The following is an 18,265-nucleotide window of genomic DNA, read 5'->3' on the forward strand; positions in this document are numbered from 1 at the left end:
AGGATACATTGAAAAATCCATCTGCTATAATCCTACGCAATTTCTATTCAGCTTTTGCCATGCATTAACTATTGGTTGCATGGCGTGTTTTTTTCTCAAGGTAGCCCATGGCGCAAGCTAAAAAATCTGTTGATATTAAAAACATTCGTAACTTCTCGATTATTGCGCATATCGATCATGGTAAATCGACACTGGCAGATCGCTTTATTCAAACCTGTGGAGGTTTGCAAGATCGCGAAATGCAGGCTCAGGTTCTGGATTCTATGGAATTGGAACGTGAGCGCGGTATTACCATTAAAGCGGCATCAGTGACGTTGTATTATACTCATCCGAACGGTCAAGAATACCAATTAAACTTTATTGACACTCCAGGACACGTGGACTTTTCATACGAAGTATCACGTTCGCTTGCAGCATGTGAAGGTGCGCTTCTGGTTGTTGATGCTGCGCAAGGGGTTGAAGCCCAGTCTGTAGCAAACTGCTATACCGCGATTGAACAGGGACTCGAAGTTTTACCAGTACTCAACAAGATTGACTTGCCGCAAGCTGAACCTGAGCGTGTGATCCAAGAAATTGAAGACATCATCGGGATTGAAGCAACTGATGCACCGACCTGTTCAGCGAAAACAGGTCTTGGCATTGAAGGCGTACTTGAAACGCTGGTGAATGTTATTCCTGCACCTACAGGTGATCGTGAAGCACCGCTACAAGCCTTGATTATTGACTCATGGTTTGATAACTACCTCGGCGTAGTGTCTTTGGTGCGTATCAAACAGGGGCGTGTGCGTAAGGGCGATAAAATGTTGATTAAATCAACTGGCCAATCGCACATCATTACCTCGGTCGGTATCTTCAATCCTAAACATACTGAAACAGGCATGCTTGAAGCGGGTGAAGTTGGCTTTATCATTGCAGGGATTAAAGATATTTTTGGTGCGCCTGTCGGTGATACCATTACCCTTGCGACTACGCCTGATGTTGCAACTTTACCTGGTTTCAAAAAGGTTAAACCGCAGGTGTATGCGGGTTTATTCCCGATTGATTCAAGCGATTTTGAACCGTTCCGTGAAGCACTTCATAAACTGCAAATCAATGACTCGGCATTATTCTTTGAACCTGAAAGTTCAGATGCCTTAGGTTTTGGTTTCCGCTGTGGCTTCCTTGGTATGTTGCACATGGAAATCGTACAGGAGCGTCTAGAGCGTGAGTACGATCTTGACCTCATTTCTTCTGCGCCAACCGTAATTTACGAAGCCGTGATGAAGAATGGTGAAACGATCTATATCGACAGTCCATCAAAAATGCCAGATGGTTCAACGGTAGAAGATTTGCGTGAACCTATTGCAGAATGTCATATCCTTGTACCACAAGAATACTTGGGTAACGTGATGACCTTGTGCGTGGAACGCCGTGGTGTACAAAAAGACATGAAGTTCATGGCGAACCAGGTTTCAATTACCTTTGAAATTCCAATGGCCGAAGTGGTCATGGATTTCTTTGATAAATTGAAATCATGTTCACGCGGTTTTGCCTCACTCGATTACAACTTTATCCGTTTTGAAAGCTCATCGCTGGTGAAGGTTGACGTGCTTATTAATGGCGATAAAGTTGATGCCTTGGCCATGATCTGTCACCGTCAGGATGCACGTCACCGTGGTATCGCCCTGGTTGAAAAAATGAAAGACCTGATTCCGCGTCAAATGTTTGATGTGGCGATTCAGGCTGCCATCGGTGCGCAAATTATTGCCCGTTCAACTGTAAAAGCGATGCGTAAGAACGTATTGGCGAAATGTTATGGTGGTGACGTATCACGTAAGAAAAAACTTCTTTCTAAACAGAAAGAAGGTAAGAAGCGTATGAAGCAGGTGGGTAGTGTTGAAATCCCGCAAGAAGCGTTCCTTGCTGTGTTGAAAGTAGAAAGATAATAATAGAGGTCATATAGCTCATGGATTTTGATTTTAATTTAATTCTCGTTCCCGTCACGCTGATTTTTTTCTTGGTGTGGCTACTGGATAAGTTTGTTTTCAAACAAAGACAAACCTTAGGTAAGGGGAATGAAAATTTCATTATCACATGGGCATATGACTTCTGGCCAGTCCTGGCAGTGGTTCTGGTGCTGCGTTCATTCCTGTATGAGCCGTTTAACATTCCGTCCGATTCTATGGTTCCGACCTTGGAAACGGGGGATTATATTCTGGTCAATAAGTTTAACTATGGTGTGCGTCTACCGATTGTCAATACCAAAGTCATTGACGTTGGTGAACCGGAACGTGGCGATGTGATTGTGTTCCGTTATCCGCCACAACCGACCATCAGTTATATCAAACGTGTAGTAGGTTTGCCGGGAGATCATATTGTTTATGATCATGGACAACTGATTATCAATGGACAAAAAGTGGCGAAAGTTCCAGTGGAATTTAGCCGAGAAAAAGATATTCTCGATACACCAACTTCAATTTACCATCAAGAAACATTAGGCAAGCATACCTTTAAAATGCGTGAGCTTGAAGGTGTAAATGTGGCCCGTCAGGCCCCCTTTATCAACTATGTTGAAAATGGTAAATATTCATCTGAAAATGGTTTATATTGGGAAGTGAAAGTACCTGAAGGTCATTACTTCGCGATGGGGGATAATCGTGATCAGAGTGCTGACAGCCGTTTTTGGGGCTTCGTTCCGGAACAGAATCTAACAGGTCGTGCATTTTATATCTGGATGCATAAAGAACCTGGATTTAAATTACCGTCGTTTAAGCGCAACGGTGCAATTGATTGAGCATGATTGGAAAAAATAACAAATGCGTAAAAATCAACAAGGGGCATCTTATATTGCAGTTTTAATTGCAATCATTGGCTTTGCTTTCTTAGCAAAAATTGCCATCGCTGTTTGGGCACCGTACTGGGATGATCGGGTTGTAGATAGCCAGATTACAGAGTTGCTGCAAAGTAGCCCGGCCGATACCGATCCTTCAAAGTTTGCAAGTCAGATGAGTCAACGTTTAGAGATGAACAATGTTCGCGATCTTAAATTTGATGAAATCGCTCAGGTGACCAATATTGATGGACTGCAAGTGAAAAAAGAGTATGAGATAAGAAAGCCGTTCTTACTCAATATAGATTTAGTGTTAAAGTTCGAGAAAAGTTTTGATCAAAGGTCAGTCCAAACTAAGTGATATGCGCTTAGTCAACCGTATCGGTTATCAGTTTAAACAACCTGAATTATTGCAGCTTGCACTGACCCACCGATCGGTTAGTCATAAAACTAACTATGAACGTCTGGAGTTTTTAGGCGATTCATTGTTGGGGATGATCATTGCCCATTATTTGTATCAAGCCTATCCGCATGAAAATGAAGGGCGTTTAACGCGTATGCGTGCCACACTGGTTCGTCAGGAAGCATTAGGCAAAATTGCAAACGATTTGAAACTCGGTTCGTGTTTAATTCTCAGCACGGGTGAGTTCAAATCGGGTGGACATCATCGCGAATCTATTCTTGCTGATACTGTGGAAGCGATTATTGGTGCAATTTATGTTGATTGTCACGATTTAAATGTCTTGCAAGACATCGTGCTAAAATGGTACACGCCATATTTAGACCATATCGAACCTACAGACCAGCTGAAAGATCCTAAATCACGCTTACAGGAATATTTACAGGCACGTAAAAAACCTCTCCCTGTTTATGACGTTGTAGATATTCAAGGCGATGCTCCGAATCAGCATTTCAAGGTGGAATGTACGATTGAAGGCTTGCCTGTATTGTGTGGTGAGGGTTCAAGTCGTCGCTTTGCTGAACAGGCAGTTGCGGCAGATATCTTAAAACAATTGGAGCAAAAGTCTTAATGACTACTCATTCCGATCACATCGATGCTGATCACGAACCGCAAGACGGCGGTAACGATTTAATTAATCAATTCTTCAGTTTACAAGGAACGACGATTCCTTCGGACTTTAAAAGTGGCTTTGTTGCGATTGTAGGACGCCCGAATGTGGGTAAATCTACCTTGATGAACCATTTGCTGGGTCAAAAGCTTTCAATCACTTCACGTAAACCACAAACTACGCGCCACAAGATTGTGGGGATTGATACCCGAGAAAAATCTCAGGCAGTCTTTGTGGATACGCCGGGGATGCATAAAAAAGAAGTACGTGCCATCAATAAAATGATGAACCGTGCCGCTCATTCTGCACTTCGTGATGTCAATCTGGTGCTGTTTGTGGTTGACGCGCAAAAGTGGACGCAAAACGATGAACTGGTGCTGGAAAAACTGCAAAATGCAGAAATGCCGGTGATTCTGGTCATCAATAAGCTGGATACTTTTGAAAACAAGAATCAAGCACTTCCATTGATTCAAGAGCGTGCCAAGCTGATGAACTTTGCCGAAATCGTACCTGTATCCGCTTTACGTGGTGCCAATCTGGAACATTTACGTAATACCATCGAAAAGTATTTGCCATTCCAGCCGCCACTCTATTCACTGGATCAAATCACCGACCGTTCAGAACGTTTCCTTGCTTCGGAAGTGATTCGTGAAAAAATCATGCGTCAATTGGGTGAAGAACTGCCGTATGATTTGACCGTGCAAATTGAATCTTTCAAGACTGAAGAAGCGACCATTAATGCGAAAACAGGTCGTCCAAAAGCGGCGTGTACCTATATTGATGCCACCATTTTTGTTGATCGTCCTGGTCAAAAGGCCATCGTAATTGGTGAAAAAGGTTCTAAGCTGAAAAAAATTGGTATGGATGCGCGTGCCGATATGGAAAAAATGTTCGAACAGAAAATCATGCTGACCCTTTGGGTGAAAGTTAAAGGTGGCTGGTCTGATGATGAGCGTGCATTAAAAAGCTTGGGTTATAGTGATATCTAAAATCTAGGTTTTACTTTGAAAGGAGCTGTAATGATGAAAGTACTGACTGTTGTGGCATGTGTATTGTTCCTGCAAGGCTGTATTTACAAGATTGTCACCGTTCCGGTCAAAGTGGCTTATAAAACCACTAAAGGCGTGGTTAAAGGTACGGCAGCTGTGGTGGGTGCCGTCATTCCAGATGGGGATGATGAAGAATCTGATTCTGAAAAGAAAAAGGATTAGACTTAAGCCTGTATGCGCAATGAAACCTTGCATGGTTATTTAATCCATCATCGTAAATACCGTGAGCGCAGTCATATTGTGCATCTGTTTACTCAGGAGCATGGTCGTGTGGATGGAATTTTAAGACAAACGCCGCCGCCACAATATCAACCGATTTGCCTGCAAGCTTCGGGTAAATCCGAGCTGAAAAATTTTACCAAACTGGAAATTGTCAATCAGCCGATTTTCTTTTTTGGCGATGCCTTCTTTTCCGGTTTCTATCTGAATGAAATTATCCTGCGCTTGTGCCCGGTTGAAGTGGAAATGCCACAAACCTTTGTGCAATATCATCAGACCTTGCAGCAATTGCAACAATTGGCACAGCAGGAGCATCCTGATCTTTTTTTAAGACAAATCTTACGTCAGTTCGAGCATGCACTTTTAGAAGAACTGGGCTATGCACTTGATTTTACAGTGGATGCACAGCAACATAAAATTCAGGAATCACAATCTTATCTGTTTCAGCTTAATGATGGTTTTATTCCTACAGTACAACAGTCACGTTCGACTTTATCTGGACAGCAGATTCTTTCGATGCGTGATTATGAAAAGGGTAGGGATTTTAATCCTGAACAGTTACAATTGTTGACTAAGCTGTATCGGCAGATCATCACTGCACTTTTGGGCGACCGACCGCTGAAAAGCCGTCAATTGTGGATTCAAAACACTCAATCTCAATCTCAATCTCAATCTCAATCTTAATTTTAAACATAGTTAGGTAATTGTTATGGCTGCATTACTTGGTGTAAATATTGACCATGTGGCGACTTTGCGACAGGCGCGCGGAACCGCTTATCCAGATCCGGTAAATGCTGCTTTAATTTGCGAACAGGCAGGTGCAGAGGGTATCACCCTGCATTTACGTGAAGACCGTCGCCATATTCAGGATGATGATGTACGTCGTATGCGTCCTGTGCTGAAAACGCATATGAATCTGGAAATGGCCGTGACGGCTGAAATGGTGGAATTTGCCAAGGAAATCAAGCCTCATCATGTGTGCTTCGTTCCAGAAAAGCGTCAGGAAGTGACCACTGAAGGCGGTCTGGATGTGGTGGGTCATTTTGAAGATGTTAAAGCCGCGACTCAGGCCTTGTCTGCTATTGGCTGTGAAGTGTCTTTATTTATTGATGCTGACTTTGCCCAAATTGATGCAGCTGTGGCTTGCGGTGCACCTACCATCGAGTTACACACAGGTGCTTATGCCGATGCCGAAACTGCAGAAGCACAGCAGCATGAACTTGAGCGTATTGTTAAAGGTGCGGAATATGCTGCATCTAAAGGTTTAATTGTGAACGCCGGGCATGGTCTGAACCTGGAAAATGTCACCCCAATTGCTGCAATTCCACATATTCATGAGCTTAATATTGGTCATTCCATTATTGCCGATGCAGTGTTTGTCGGTTTGACCCAAGCTGTTCAACAAATGAAAGCTGTGATTAAAGCAGCACGTTAAGATTTAAGTTTAAAAGTTATGTCGACAACCCATTATGATGATCTCATGAAACCTGTGATTGGCTTCCTGGGATGTGAAACACCAAAAGCGTGGCTAGATGAAGCCGTGAATAACCTGGAGTTACTCATGCAGGATCATGCCAATTGTGAAAAAAAAGCTGCTGGCACAGCCATGAACCTGATGTTCCGCTACAGCTTTTTTACCGATTTGCAGGTCAAGCTGGCACAACTGGTACGCGAAGAAATGCTGCATTATGAGCAGGTGCTGGAATTTATGTCCAAACGCGGACATGAATGGAAAGCCGTGAGTGCAGGGCGTTATGCAGGCATATTGCGCAAGGAAATTCGTACCTACGAGCCGGAAGCATTGATTGACGTGCTGATTATTGGTGCATTTGTGGAAGCACGTTCCTGTGAGCGTTTTTATGCACTTGCGCCCCTGGTTGATGAAGAGTTAGGACGCTATTATCGCTACCTACTTAAATCTGAATCACGCCATTATGAAGATTATCTGGCACTGGCCTTAGATGTTGCCAAAACATCTAAAATGAAAGACCCGGAAGAAGACATTCAGGGGCGTATCGAGCATATCCGTGAAGTGGAAAAGAATTTAATCCTTTCAGAAGATGATACTTTCCGTTTCCATAGTGGTGTGCCGCGTCAAGCTGCTTAAATACTTTTGATCTAACAAATCCTCTATTCAAATAGAGGATTTTTTATATCTTACGATTTATTTTAATCTTAAATAAAAATGCCAATCTAAAGGTTTTAGATTGGCATTTATTGATCAGCCTAGTTTCAGGCTGATCTTCAATTAAGCTTCAATGGTCCGCACCGCAATTTTTTTTGCAGGATCAGTTTTGCGACGTACCGAAGGAACTGGTTCACCATAATACTGACGGTCGGCAAAGTAACTTGAACGAACCATAGGGGCTGCCCAGATATTCTTGAATCCAAGTTTCTGACCGTGGGCGGTATAGCGTTCAAATTCTTCTGGAGTCACGAAACGGTCAATCGGTGCATGCTCTTTAGAAGGCTGTAAGTATTGACCAATAGTCACGTAATCGACATCGTGTGCTTTTAAGTCATCCAGCAATGCAATCACTTCTTCTTCAGTTTCACCAATACCGACCATCAAGCCACATTTGGTTGGAACGTCCGGGCAGTATTCCTTAAACATTTTCAGTAAGTTTAAAGAATGCTGATAATCTGAACCTGGACGCATCGCTTTATACAGGCGCGGCACGGTTTCAATATTGTGGTTGAATACGTCCGGTGGGCACTCGGTCATGATGCGAAGCGCGATGTCCATACGACCACGGAAATCCGGTACCAGAATTTCTAATAAGGTATTCGGGCTTAAACTGCGGGCTTCTTTAATACAGTCTACAAAATGCTGTGCACCGCCATCTCGAAGGTCATCACGGTCAACCGAAGTAATAACCGCATATTTTAAACCCAGATTGGCAATGGTTTCGGCCATATGACGCGGTTCGTCAGGGTCAAGGGCATTTGGACGACCATGTGCCACGTCGCAGAAAGGACAGCGACGGGTACAGATATCACCCATAATCATAAAGGTTGCGGTACCGCCACCAAAACATTCTGGCAGGTTCGGGCAAGCGGCTTCTTCACACACCGTATGTAATTTTTGCTCACGCAGCGTGGTTTTAATACGTTGAACTTCTTCAGGAGCCGCCATTTTTACCCGGATCCAGTCCGGCTTGCGTGGCGTTTCAACCGTAGGTACAACTTTTACAGGAATACGAGCGACTTTCTCTGCGCCACGAAGTTTGACACCCTGTTCAGGTTTACGGTTTTCAGACATATTCAACTTTTCCACTGTTTTTTGACGGGGGAGATACTAGATATATTAGGTCTCTCATTATAACGGACTTGAATCTAAATGGGGTAAAAAGGATATTCATTTAATAAATGTAGTCATCACTTAATATATGTGAGGTAAATACAGAAAATTGCGAGTATTTACGTCATAATATAGCCAAGATAGACCAATATTGAAGATAGGAGCGTTGAATGCCACGTAAAAAAGAGGTCGTTAGTGGAACTTTCGTTAAATACGATGCGGTAGTTCTCGGCTCAGGCCCTGCGGGTGAAGGCGCGGCAATGAAACTTGCTAAATCAGGCAAGCGTGTTGCAATTGTTGATATGCGTGAACAATTAGGTGGTAACTGTACACACGTAGGTACCATTCCAAGTAAAGCATTACGTCAAACAGTATCGAGCATTTTGCGTTACCAGCGTGACCCGATGTTCCAGAAAGTGGGCGAATGGAAGCAGTTCACCATGAAACAGGTGCTGCGTAATGCCCATAAAGTGATTCAGCAACAGGTTGAAACACACTCCCGTTTTTATGACCGTAACAAGATTGATATTTATCATGGTCGTGCCTATATCCAGGATAAAAATACCGTATTGATCTTTAGCCCTGAAGGCATAACAGAAACGATTGTTTTCCAGCAATTAGTTATTGCGACAGGTTCACGTCCATACCGTCCGGCGGCGCTTGATTTCAATCATCCACGTGTATTTGATTCAGACAAAATTCTGGATCTGGATTATTCAATTCAAAAAATTATTATTTATGGTGCCGGCGTTATTGGTTGTGAATATGCATCCATTTTCATTGGTCTGGACCATAAAGTTGATTTGATTAATACCCAGCCTAAATTGCTCAGTTATCTGGACGATGAAATTTCTGATGCCTTATCTTACCGTTTACGTGAACAGGGTGTATTGATTCGTCATAATGAACAAATTGATCATCTTGAGACATTTGATGATCATGTGGTGTTGCATTTGCAAAGCGGCAAGAAAATTAAAGCCGATGCCATTTTGTGGTGTAACGGCCGTTCGGGGAATACTGATGGTTTAGGTTTGGAAAATGTAGGCATTACCCCAAACAGTCGTGGTCAGCTTACAGTAAATGATCAGTACCAGACTGAAGTGGAAAATATCTATGCTGCCGGTGACGTGATTGGTTGGCCATCACTGGCTTCTGCTGCTTATGACCAGGGGCGTTGCGCTGGTTCAAACATGAGCGGTGAAGAGAACGTTAAACCCGTAACGGATATTCCAACAGGTATTTATACCATTCCGGAAATTTCTTCGATTGGTAAGACTGAACAGCAATTGACCGAAGAAAAAATTCCTTACGAAGTTGGCCAGGCATCTTTCCGTCATCTGGCACGTGCACAGATTACCGGTGACACCGTAGGTGAATTGAAAATTCTATTCCACCGTGACACCTTAGAAGTGTTAGGGGTGCATTGCTTTGGTAATAACGCTGCCGAGATTATCCATATTGGTCAGGCTGTGATGAATAGCCCGAACAATACCATCAAGTATTTTGTTGAAACTACCTTTAACTATCCGACCATGGCGGAAGCGTACCGTGTAGCAACCTTGAATGGTATGAACCGTTTATTCTAAGATTTTCTGAATTTTAGATGCGAAACCCGTAAGTGAAGGCTTGCGGGTTTTTGTTTATTTTGTAGGATAAAATATCTAATAAGGGCATGAGAGTGAGAATAGCGCTTAGCGCAAACCCGCAAGATCAAGTGTTCCTATTTTTGCTTATCACTTGCTTGGATTTAGGCTGCCATTTTACGGCATTCTGTGGCACATTGCTGGCAGGTTTCGGCACATCGCTGGCAATGTTCAGCTTCATGTTTACTGCATTCTTTGGCGCAGTAATCGCACATTTGAGCACAGAGCTGACAGATTTCCTGCATAAAGGCAGAGGTTCTTTGTTCAGAGCGGGCGCATAAATTGCACATATCTGCACAGTCCAGACAGCGTTTAATGCATTCACGCATTATCTCTATCTCATTTTCATCCAGACAAGCAGCTGCACAGGTGGTACAGGTCAAAGAACAGGTCATACACATTTGGGCACAATCCGAAAAGCTGACAGTATTCATTCTGTTTTCCTGATTAATAATTTAAATTGATATCTGAATAAGCTAATTACAAATAGACTAAGAAAATAGAGAGATTGAGTGATTAAAAGTAAACAGTGTCCACTTTAAGTAAGCGAATGCTGCATGATAAAAAATCTGGGTAAATAGAGAGTGGATCACTGGATTCTATAGGCTATGAGAAAAAGCCATGATGATCCAATAGCCACAAGAGTCCATAATAACTAAAGAAACTGCTGATTAAGGTCAGCCAGACTGGAATTTTGCTCCTAAGCAATGCAATGACAGCGATAATAAAAACAATATCTAAGCCAGACAGTACATATTTTTCACCCATCTGCACCACCAGGCATAATAACAGGCCCACCACAGCAGCATTAACGCCTGCCAAAGCTTGAAATAAACCTGGAAATTGCATTAAACGCGACCAGTAAGGTAAAGCGCCGAAAATGAGGAAAAAAGAAGGCAAGAAAATCACTGCAGTTGCAAAGGCGGCATTCAGTACTGCCGATGAACTTAAGGGTAATAAAGCACCCAGATAGCTGGCAAAACTGAATAATGGGCCTGGCATCAGCTGGGCAATGGCATAGCCCAGGTCAAAATGTTGCTGGGAGACCAAGCCGGATGCAACAAAGTCCTGCTGTAAAAATGGCAAAATAATATGACCGCCACCAAAGACTAGAGAAGCCGCGCGGTATAAACTGGTAAAACTGTCTAGCCAAATACTGGGAAAGAAATATTGTAGTGCTGGAACCAGTACAAAAGGTAAGGCGAATAAAATCAGCCAGAGATAAGCGAAAGGTTTTTTAGCTGTGATTGAGATGCCCGTAACGGGTTTAGGGGTATTTTTTTGCGGAAAATAATGCAGATAAATCAGTCCTGCTAAAGCACCAAAAAGAATCACCAAAACCTGATTGATACTGATGGGAACTAGATAGACAAATAAGCCCGACAGTAGCATTAATACATACTGCCATTGCTCTTTACAAAAGCTACGTAACATTTGCCAGAATGCCCATGCCACCACGCTAAATACAATGAGTTGAATCACATGGAAAAATTCGACAGAAAAATAACCAGAAAATTGAATACCCAGCATTGCCGCAAGGGTCATGAGCAGTGCCGAAGGTAAAGTAAAGCCCAGCCATGCCAGTAGCGCACCCCGATAACCTTTTAGCTGAAAACCAATCGCAATCCCCATCTGGCTACTGGTCGGGCCAGGTAAAATTTGTACCAAGGCCAGCAGATGGGCATATTGATGCTCATCCAGATAACCAAGCTGTTGCACAAAACGCCGATAAAAAAACACCAGATGGGCTGCTGGACCGCCAAATGCCGTATAGCCTAATCTGAGGAATATTTTAAACAAGCTGAAATTTGACAGCGTGGGAACAGGGGATGACATGATGAAACGATCCAAAAATATTTGAGTTTTAGCCCGAGCAAGATTAACAGGTCGGATTGACCTTGTTGTATGGTTTTCCTGCAATACATATTGCAAATATGAAAAAGCCCATCCCAAGTAATTACTTTTGATGGGCTTTTATTTTTTAATTTAACTCGTAAATATTTAAACAAGATGACCATCATTGAAAATGATCCCCGATGTGATGTATCGCACGCTAGTTACTGATAAGCAGAGGGAGCCTATCCTAAGGTAAGGGGGATAATAAAAAATTGCAGCATCATGACGCATTTTTTATTTTATTTACGATTTTGCCTATTCGTAAATGTAGATGAGGTCATGATGCTGTGGAGTAATTTTTCAGTTATTGTTTATTGTTATTATTTCAGATGGATGAATCCCTTAATAAGGCCGACCACCTGCCAGACTGATACGTTTTAGCAAACGGCGCTGCTCACTAGGGAATGATTTGCGTGAATGTAGGGTAACCTGATTATCCCAAAATACGATATCGCCCTGTTGCCATTGATGTTCATAGCGGAATTCAGGTTTTAACAGATGTTCGCGCAATGAAGCAATCAATTCACTGCCAGCCTGATCATCATAATTGACCAGTTCCACCTTGGAATGGGTATTTAACCAGAGCGCTTTACGACCACTCTCAGGATGGGTATGTACCAGTGGATGAGGATAGGCATGACCAATAATCGGCTGATCTTTAAAGCGATATAGAGGACTGCTGCCATAACCATTATTGTCATTGTCTTTCAGGTGTTGTCGACGAACAAAGGGGTTATAGGTAATCAGTTGTAATTGATCGATATGCTGTTTGGTTGCTTCATCTAAAGCATTATAAGCCTGGATGGTGTTAAACCAGGATGTTTGCCCACCGTCTTTTGGTAATTCAATGGCATAAAGTAATGAACCAAAAGACGGTTGTGGCGTCCATTGGTGATCGGCATGGGGCGAAAGTTCACCATGGCCGGTGTAGTCTCCCTGTCCCACAGCATTGGAAACGGGCACGACATCGGGTGGTGTACCGGTATCTGTTTGGGTGGCAAGTACCGGATTATCTGCACTTGGGCGGAAAATGGAACCAAAATAGCTGGCAAAGGCTAAATACTGTAAATCGTCCAAGCGCTGGTTTTTGAAAATTAAAATCAGATGTTCGGCCAATGCTTGTTTTAGACGGTAAATGGTTTCACCTGCTTGGGCTTTACGTGCATCCAGGCCAAAAACCACAGCCCCTAAAGCTTCACCCTCTAAGGGCACAATAGTAATATTTTGCGGGTTTTGAAATTGTTCTGGCTGATGCCAGCGCGGTGCATCATGTATTGCCTGAGAAAGTTGGGTGAGTGCCGTCATTGTTTTGCTCTGATGTTTTTTACGTTGAAGTAAAATCTAAGCAATCCAGAACAAAAGATAAAATCAAAATATTTTATAAGCTTATGAAATCCTAGTGAAAAATACTTAAATTGATGATTGTTAAACTTTTAATATAAACAGCAAAAGAAAGCGGTTTTTTTGCTGTTTTCACTGCTGATATTTCAGCATTAATGCGCGCAAAAGGCCTGATTGAAATACTCAAACAGTTGCGGTGTTTTGACCCAAAGCACAATGGCGATAGTCAATAACAGACCAATCGCTACAGCAATCGAGATTTTGAGTCCAAGCATAGAATCAGTCATGAACCACATGCTCCTCATTGACAAAGAAATGAACCAGAACCCCAAATACACTTAACAGGATAGAAAACATCCAGATCATATTGTAGTCGCCAGTCATGTCATGATTGACACCCCCCAGCCATCCGCCAAAGAACGAGCCGACCTGATGGGTAAAGAACACGATACCACTGAGCATGGATAGATATTTTATGCCAAACATGTTCGCCACAATACCATTGGTGAGGGGAACCGTAGACAACCACAATAAGCCCATAATGATGCCAAAGCTGTAAATTGTCCAGATACTCAAAGGCAGCAATAAAAAGCCAATAATGGCAATACCACGCAGGCCATATAAACCCATCAGCAAGTGAGGTTTTGAGTATTTTCCACCCAGCCAGCCTGCGGTATAAGTACCGACAATATTAAATAAACCGACCAGAGCCAGAAATACTGTGCCTGTGGTGGCATCAAAACCATGATCAATCAGGTAACCCGGTAAATGAATACCAATAAACACCACCTGAAAACCGCAGACAAAAAAGCCTAAAGACAGGAACCAGAACGGTTTATGATTTTTGGCAATCCTCAGAATTTCTTTGATACTTAATGCCGGTGTTGGGATGGCAGCCGAAACATTCGCAGGCGTATAAGCAGGCGCTTTTAAAGTCCACGCCAATGGAATAATGAAGGCAATTAAAATGGCACTGACCATCAATGCAGCTGACCAGCCGACACTTTGTAAAAGCAGCAGGGTCGATGGCAGCATGCTAAATTGACCAAAAGAGCCTGCTGCACTGGCAATACCCATCGCCAGACTGCGTTTTTCAGGATGTGCGGCACGCCCCACAGCAGAAAGCAATATGGGAAAAGAGGTCGCAGAAAGTGCCAGACCTAAAATTAAACCGACGCTTAAATTCAGCAGCAAGCCGCTGGAGCTGACGGCCATCAGCAACAGGCCAAGGGTATAAAGTGCACCACCAATAGCAACTACAATTTTACTGCCATATTTATCGGCAAAAACTCCGGTAATGGGTTGTACTGCACCCCAAATCAGGTTTTGCATGGCAATGGCAAGACTAAAGACATTATGTCCCCAGCCAAACTCATGGCTCATGGGAACAAGATATAAACCAAATGCATGACGGACACCCAAGGATAAAGCCAGAATAACGGCACTTCCAATTAACATGTAAATCAGAGGTTTGGAAAAACGGGTGTCTGACATATTTCATCCATGCGGAGTTGTGTTGTGGCTATGTTATTCGATTATAAAGGACGAGGCGATTAAATTAAATTTCAACAAAAGATAAAATTAAGTTATAGAAAGTTTTATAAAGATTAAAAAGACGACTTAAAGTCGTCTTTGGATTATTAAAAACTTAGAAACGCATACCGATCCCCGCATAAGCAAGTATCGGGTTGACTTCAATATCTGCTTTGGAGGTAATTAATGTACCTAATTGTTCATCAGCTACTGTAATCGTGGTTTCATTTTTCAGATGTGCATAAGACACTGAACCCACCGCAAACCAGCGCTCATTAAAATCATAGGTGAAACCGACAGTTGCAATTGGGGCAATAACATCCGTTGCTTCAAGGTTGACTTGAGGATTGGCTTTACTCGGTTTAGCTTCCAGTGAAGCTCCGGCATTGCCTTGTTTGATGTTGGCAATCATATGACCAGCTGCAATCAAGTCCTGTTCTGTACGCGGATTGATTTCCAGTTCATTGAAATAAGCATACATCAAACCTAAACCAACATAAGGGCGGAATTTATTGACTCCGGTTTTACCAAAGTGATACTGGAACTCAAAGGCCGGTGTCCAGGCACGAGCCGAGGCAGCAGGTCCATGAGCTTCTAAATCGGTAATAAAGATATTGTTTTGCAAATCAATATTGAGGAATTCTAAGGGCAAGTTACCAATTTGCGGTGTTGCTACAGCCAAGAAGGGTGCATAAATCTTTCCTTTACCCTGTAAGTCAACTTTGGGCGGAATACCGGCTTTGATTTCAAAGGAAAGGTTATCTGTAAAGAAGTAATTGGTCATGATCCCCAGTGTTGTGACATCATCGGCCTCTAGGCCTGTACCTGGGTTATCCCATTGTTCCAGCCCATAAATTTGTGAGCTGCCACTGAGTTCGCTTCCAAGCTGACCTCCGGTAAAAAAGCCCAAACCTCTTAAAACGGTGGCAAGTGCAGTCTGATTGACCTCCGGATCTAGGTTGTTTAATACAGTATCGACCTGAATATCGCCATTCTTGGCAACTTCACCATTTTTAACAGCTGTATTCACCTGAAAGGGCTGGGCTTTACCCTGCGGCATGACATGTAGGGCACCGACAGAAACAGAAAAGCGTTTAAAACCATCGCCATCTTTTAAGCTGAAATAATGTGAATCGGCATAGCTTACAGCGGGTAGGGCAGCAAGAGACGACATCATACAAAATAACGTTTTTTTCATTCAGGGACTCCATGTCCATTTTTCGATTATTCATTTTTTTTGTTCACATTTCTTATTCTATATTTAGAGAAAAATCATTTTGTTACTCAAAAATATTAATCGGGTAGTATTCATGTAAAAAATTAACTGTTTTTTTTCAGTAACATGAAGAAAAATAACTTTATGTAAACTGCTGTTTTTGCTAATGGATAAAGTTTTTGTAGGTTAATAACAGGTAGGAATTGAGATGATATTTATATATTTTTAATGCATTAATAGCGTTGATATAGGGGCTGATGTGGTCAATGCTGATGACGATGCAGTTAAAAACAGATCATCGCTGGCATAACTAAAGCAATTGACTCAAGTGATTGCACCATGAGCTAAAATCCTGTCTCGCACTGAGAAGCATTTTTCCGTACAATATGCTGCAGAAATCCTTGAGTGAATCATATGAGCACCCAAAATACGCCCAAGAAAAAACCCTTGGTTAATTTACCTTTCCCGATGAAAAAGGCAGATGAGAATTCTTCCGATGAAGTCTTGGAAGATTTACGCCCTAAACCGCAGCGCTATGCTGATCGTACCTGGATGCCACCACGTGGTACACGCCGCTCCATGGGTAAGCGTTAAGTTCTTCATATAAAAAATAAAAAAGCCATGGTCTGACCATGGCTTTTTTATTGCAGTTAAACTAGGGTTTTGGATATTTAATTCGAGTCAGAAAGTTGGTTTCGTCTATCATGGTTCTGATAGTAATTCTTTTTCTGGTGATACATCTCCAGGTCAGCACGCTTCAGCATATCTTCAATCCGTTCATGCGGCAAATTTGTCGCATGACCTATAGACAGGCTGATCGGCTGATTGGCATAAAATTGATTGTCCACCGACAAAAGTTCCTGCAGACTTTGCAGGCAGTTTTGTAAGGCTGCCTCATCTGCACCGGGTAAAAGAACGACAAACTCATCTCCGCCAATACGTGAGGCCGAATAGGGCGTATGCTGAATCAACTGGTTCAGGATGTTGCCTATACGCCGTAAGACACCGTCACCTGCATCATGTCCCTCGCTATCATTCAGTATTTTCAGTCCATTTAAATCTATAAAAATACACGAAATTGGATGTAATAAATTGCGTTCAAGCCGATTCAGTTCTGCCACATAAAAAGAACGGTTGTACAGTTGGGTGAGTACGTCGTGTTTGCCTAAATATTCAAGATAATGTTCAGCTTTTTTGCGCGCCGTAATATCAGTCAGGGCAACCTGTACAATGCTCCAGTCATCCAGATAATTCGGAAATACGGTAAATTGCAGCAGTACATGGCGAATGCTGCCATCAATTGCGTAATTGACTACTTCACGTTGATGATGCAGATGACCGTTCCACAGTTCAATCAATTGTTCCCGGAATGTTCGAACCATTTCCTCAGCAAAAATTTTATGAAGATTTTTTAATAAAATCTCTTTACTGGCTGCACCAAACAAATCGAGGGTGGCTTGATTGACATCAATCACTTTAATTTCCTTGATGCATTCAATGACAAACTCACTATGCACATCCAGAAAGGTGGCAAAATCTTCAATGCCTAATTTACGCAATTGATCCAGTTTAATTTTAATACGGCTGAAATCTTCTATCCAAAGAGAGGTTGGAGAATAAGTAAAGCGTGCCTCTGCCAGATGGCGGCTTCGTTCTTCCTTACGGCAGGCTTCAGTATAAGAAGTGATGTCTTCGGTGGTAATTAATACCAAGGATAAATCCTGTTCATGTTGCGGCAGTACAATGCCTTTGAGCTGGATATCCAGGCGCTTTCCAGTCAAGGTGTAGTTTACCGCAGAATTGGAAAAACGGGTTTCACCCTTCCACAACGCAACCAGTTCGTGGATATGGGTTTTTGCCATGTCTTTTTTAAAGACTAATTGCAGGTTTTGCGATAGATGTTCAAAGTCATTGGCCTGATAAAGTTCAAGGGTTTTAGAATTGACCTTTAATAATTTAATTTTTTTTGCGCATGCAAGAATACGCGATTCATCTTCTTGCAGGAAACTGAACAGATCTTGCACGCCCTGACTACGCCAAAGATCAAATTGTTTTTTGATTTCACTATAGTCTTCCAGCCACATGGCAACGGGAGAGAGTTCAAAAAAAGGGGAGTTCAGCATGTCCATTTAAGGCGCTCATTATTTTTTAGAATTTAAGTATCAAGTATATGATGTAAAAAATGATT

General features: G+C 42.4%; 19 protein-coding genes. 11 read left to right on the forward strand and 8 right to left on the reverse strand.

Going from position 1 to position 18,265, the window contains the following annotated elements; genetic code table 11:
• Positions 1–107 precede the first annotated feature (107 nt).
• From lepA to FTT83_RS03900, 9 genes are read left to right on the forward strand one after another with little or no spacing between them, the layout of a single operon-like run.
• On the forward strand, positions 108–1,925 hold the full coding sequence (gene lepA, locus FTT83_RS03860; RefSeq protein ID WP_086196143.1) for a translation elongation factor 4: 1,818 nt from the start codon (positions 108–110) through the stop codon (positions 1,923–1,925).
• Positions 1,926–1,945: 20 nt separating this feature from the next.
• Positions 1,946–2,773, forward strand: coding sequence for a signal peptidase I (gene lepB / locus FTT83_RS03865; RefSeq protein WP_180042269.1), 828 nt, complete (start codon positions 1,946–1,948; stop codon positions 2,771–2,773).
• A 22-nt stretch (positions 2,774–2,795) separates the two neighbouring features.
• Entirely contained in the window at positions 2,796–3,170 is a 375-nt protein-coding gene (locus tag FTT83_RS03870; RefSeq protein ID WP_166167165.1) for a DUF4845 domain-containing protein, read from the forward strand.
• Positions 3,142–3,840 (forward strand): ribonuclease III, encoded by a 699-nt coding sequence (gene rnc, locus FTT83_RS03875; RefSeq protein WP_180176240.1) that lies wholly within the window; start codon positions 3,142–3,144, stop codon positions 3,838–3,840. Before FTT83_RS03870 ends, rnc begins: the two co-directional genes overlap by 29 nt.
• On the forward strand, positions 3,840–4,868 hold the full coding sequence (era, locus tag FTT83_RS03880; protein WP_180042271.1) for a GTPase Era: 1,029 nt from the start codon (positions 3,840–3,842) through the stop codon (positions 4,866–4,868). The genes rnc and era overlap by 1 nt, the downstream gene beginning before the upstream one ends.
• A 30-nt stretch (positions 4,869–4,898) precedes the next feature.
• The gene (locus FTT83_RS03885) at positions 4,899–5,090 is read left to right on the forward strand and encodes an NF038104 family lipoprotein (protein ID WP_166167159.1); all 192 of its coding nucleotides are present in this window, start codon (positions 4,899–4,901) and stop codon (positions 5,088–5,090) included.
• A 12-nt stretch (positions 5,091–5,102) separates the two neighbouring features.
• On the forward strand, positions 5,103–5,831 hold the full coding sequence (recO, locus tag FTT83_RS03890; RefSeq protein WP_180042273.1) for a DNA repair protein RecO: 729 nt from the start codon (positions 5,103–5,105) through the stop codon (positions 5,829–5,831).
• Positions 5,832–5,856: 25 nt separating this feature from the next.
• Complete coding sequence (gene pdxJ / locus FTT83_RS03895; RefSeq protein ID WP_180042276.1) at positions 5,857–6,582, forward strand: pyridoxine 5'-phosphate synthase; 726 nt, start codon at positions 5,857–5,859, stop codon at positions 6,580–6,582.
• Positions 6,583–6,600: 18 nt separating this feature from the next.
• The gene (locus FTT83_RS03900) at positions 6,601–7,254 is read left to right on the forward strand and encodes a tRNA-(ms[2]io[6]A)-hydroxylase (protein WP_180176239.1); all 654 of its coding nucleotides are present in this window, start codon (positions 6,601–6,603) and stop codon (positions 7,252–7,254) included.
• Positions 7,255–7,395: 141 nt separating this feature from the next.
• Here FTT83_RS03900 and lipA read toward each other — a convergent pair whose 3' ends face one another.
• A complete protein-coding gene (gene lipA / locus FTT83_RS03905) occupies positions 7,396–8,409 on the reverse strand; it encodes a lipoyl synthase (protein WP_180042280.1) in 1,014 nt (337 codons plus the stop codon).
• 209 nt (positions 8,410–8,618) lie between these two features.
• Between lipA and sthA the strand changes: the two genes are divergently transcribed.
• Positions 8,619–10,034 carry a Si-specific NAD(P)(+) transhydrogenase gene (sthA, locus tag FTT83_RS03910; RefSeq protein ID WP_086196133.1) on the forward strand — a complete coding sequence of 472 codons (1,416 nt, stop codon included), beginning with the start codon at positions 8,619–8,621 and terminating at the stop codon, positions 10,032–10,034.
• Between the two features lie 161 nt (positions 10,035–10,195).
• On the opposite strand, the gene FTT83_RS03915 is transcribed toward sthA, so the two are convergent.
• The 6 genes from FTT83_RS03915 to FTT83_RS03935 form a co-directional block, all read right to left on the reverse strand.
• On the reverse strand, positions 10,196–10,525 hold the full coding sequence (locus FTT83_RS03915) for a four-helix bundle copper-binding protein (RefSeq protein WP_180042282.1): 330 nt from the start codon (positions 10,523–10,525) through the stop codon (positions 10,196–10,198).
• 172 nt (positions 10,526–10,697) lie between these two features.
• Entirely contained in the window at positions 10,698–11,927 is a 1,230-nt protein-coding gene (gene chrA / locus FTT83_RS03920) for a chromate efflux transporter (protein WP_180176238.1), read from the reverse strand.
• Positions 11,928–12,329: 402 nt separating this feature from the next.
• Positions 12,330–13,292, reverse strand: a complete 963-nt coding sequence (locus FTT83_RS03925; RefSeq protein WP_180176237.1) for a TauD/TfdA family dioxygenase — start codon at positions 13,290–13,292, stop codon at positions 12,330–12,332.
• Positions 13,293–13,480: 188 nt separating this feature from the next.
• Complete coding sequence (locus FTT83_RS16015) at positions 13,481–13,615, reverse strand: hypothetical protein (protein ID WP_257224410.1); 135 nt, start codon at positions 13,613–13,615, stop codon at positions 13,481–13,483.
• Positions 13,608–14,822: an MFS transporter gene (locus FTT83_RS03930; RefSeq protein ID WP_180176236.1), complete on the reverse strand. Its 1,215-nt coding sequence runs from the start codon at positions 14,820–14,822 to the stop codon at positions 13,608–13,610. The genes FTT83_RS16015 and FTT83_RS03930 overlap by 8 nt, the downstream gene beginning before the upstream one ends.
• Positions 14,823–14,976: 154 nt before the next feature.
• Positions 14,977–16,059 carry an OmpW family protein gene (locus FTT83_RS03935; protein ID WP_180176235.1) on the reverse strand — a complete coding sequence of 361 codons (1,083 nt, stop codon included), beginning with the start codon at positions 16,057–16,059 and terminating at the stop codon, positions 14,977–14,979.
• Between the two features lie 432 nt (positions 16,060–16,491).
• On the opposite strand from FTT83_RS03935, the gene FTT83_RS03940 reads away from it, so the two are divergent.
• Entirely contained in the window at positions 16,492–16,671 is a 180-nt protein-coding gene (locus FTT83_RS03940; protein ID WP_086199367.1) for a hypothetical protein, read from the forward strand.
• A gap of 77 nt (positions 16,672–16,748) precedes the next feature.
• Here the strand turns inward: FTT83_RS03940 and FTT83_RS03945 are convergent, their stop codons facing one another.
• A complete protein-coding gene (locus FTT83_RS03945) occupies positions 16,749–18,206 on the reverse strand; it encodes a sensor domain-containing diguanylate cyclase (RefSeq protein ID WP_180176234.1) in 1,458 nt (485 codons plus the stop codon).
• Between the last annotated feature and the right edge of the window lie 59 nt (positions 18,207–18,265).

It is taken from the genome of Acinetobacter sp. YH01018, assembly GCF_013420295.1.
Classification (GTDB): Bacteria; Pseudomonadota; Gammaproteobacteria; order Pseudomonadales; family Moraxellaceae; genus Acinetobacter.

What these genes read in the sequence shown, in the direction of transcription:
- lepA (WP_086196143.1), top strand. Translation starts at nt 108, where the DNA reads ATGGCGCAAGCTAAAAAATCTGTTGATATTAAAAACATTCGTAACTTC.
- lepB (WP_180042269.1), top strand. Translation starts at nt 1,946, where the DNA reads ATGGATTTTGATTTTAATTTAATTCTCGTTCCCGTCACGCTGATTTTT.
- FTT83_RS03870 (WP_166167165.1), top strand. Translation starts at nt 2,796, where the DNA reads ATGCGTAAAAATCAACAAGGGGCATCTTATATTGCAGTTTTAATTGCA.
- era (WP_180042271.1), top strand. Translation starts at nt 3,840, where the DNA reads ATGACTACTCATTCCGATCACATCGATGCTGATCACGAACCGCAAGAC.
- FTT83_RS03885 (WP_166167159.1), top strand. Translation starts at nt 4,899, where the DNA reads ATGATGAAAGTACTGACTGTTGTGGCATGTGTATTGTTCCTGCAAGGC.
- recO (WP_180042273.1), top strand. Translation starts at nt 5,103, where the DNA reads ATGCGCAATGAAACCTTGCATGGTTATTTAATCCATCATCGTAAATAC.
- pdxJ (WP_180042276.1), top strand. Translation starts at nt 5,857, where the DNA reads ATGGCTGCATTACTTGGTGTAAATATTGACCATGTGGCGACTTTGCGA.
- FTT83_RS03900 (WP_180176239.1), top strand. Translation starts at nt 6,601, where the DNA reads ATGTCGACAACCCATTATGATGATCTCATGAAACCTGTGATTGGCTTC.
- lipA (WP_180042280.1), bottom strand. Translation starts at nt 8,409, where the DNA reads ATGTCTGAAAACCGTAAACCTGAACAGGGTGTCAAACTTCGTGGCGCA.
- sthA (WP_086196133.1), top strand. Translation starts at nt 8,619, where the DNA reads ATGCCACGTAAAAAAGAGGTCGTTAGTGGAACTTTCGTTAAATACGAT.
- FTT83_RS03915 (WP_180042282.1), bottom strand. Translation starts at nt 10,525, where the DNA reads ATGAATACTGTCAGCTTTTCGGATTGTGCCCAAATGTGTATGACCTGT.
- chrA (WP_180176238.1), bottom strand. Translation starts at nt 11,927, where the DNA reads ATGTCATCCCCTGTTCCCACGCTGTCAAATTTCAGCTTGTTTAAAATA.
- FTT83_RS03925 (WP_180176237.1), bottom strand. Translation starts at nt 13,292, where the DNA reads ATGACGGCACTCACCCAACTTTCTCAGGCAATACATGATGCACCGCGC.
- FTT83_RS16015 (WP_257224410.1), bottom strand. Translation starts at nt 13,615, where the DNA reads ATGACTGATTCTATGCTTGGACTCAAAATCTCGATTGCTGTAGCGATT.
- FTT83_RS03930 (WP_180176236.1), bottom strand. Translation starts at nt 14,822, where the DNA reads ATGTCAGACACCCGTTTTTCCAAACCTCTGATTTACATGTTAATTGGA.
- FTT83_RS03935 (WP_180176235.1), bottom strand. Translation starts at nt 16,059, where the DNA reads ATGAAAAAAACGTTATTTTGTATGATGTCGTCTCTTGCTGCCCTACCC.
- FTT83_RS03940 (WP_086199367.1), top strand. Translation starts at nt 16,492, where the DNA reads ATGAGCACCCAAAATACGCCCAAGAAAAAACCCTTGGTTAATTTACCT.
- FTT83_RS03945 (WP_180176234.1), bottom strand. Translation starts at nt 18,206, where the DNA reads ATGGACATGCTGAACTCCCCTTTTTTTGAACTCTCTCCCGTTGCCATG.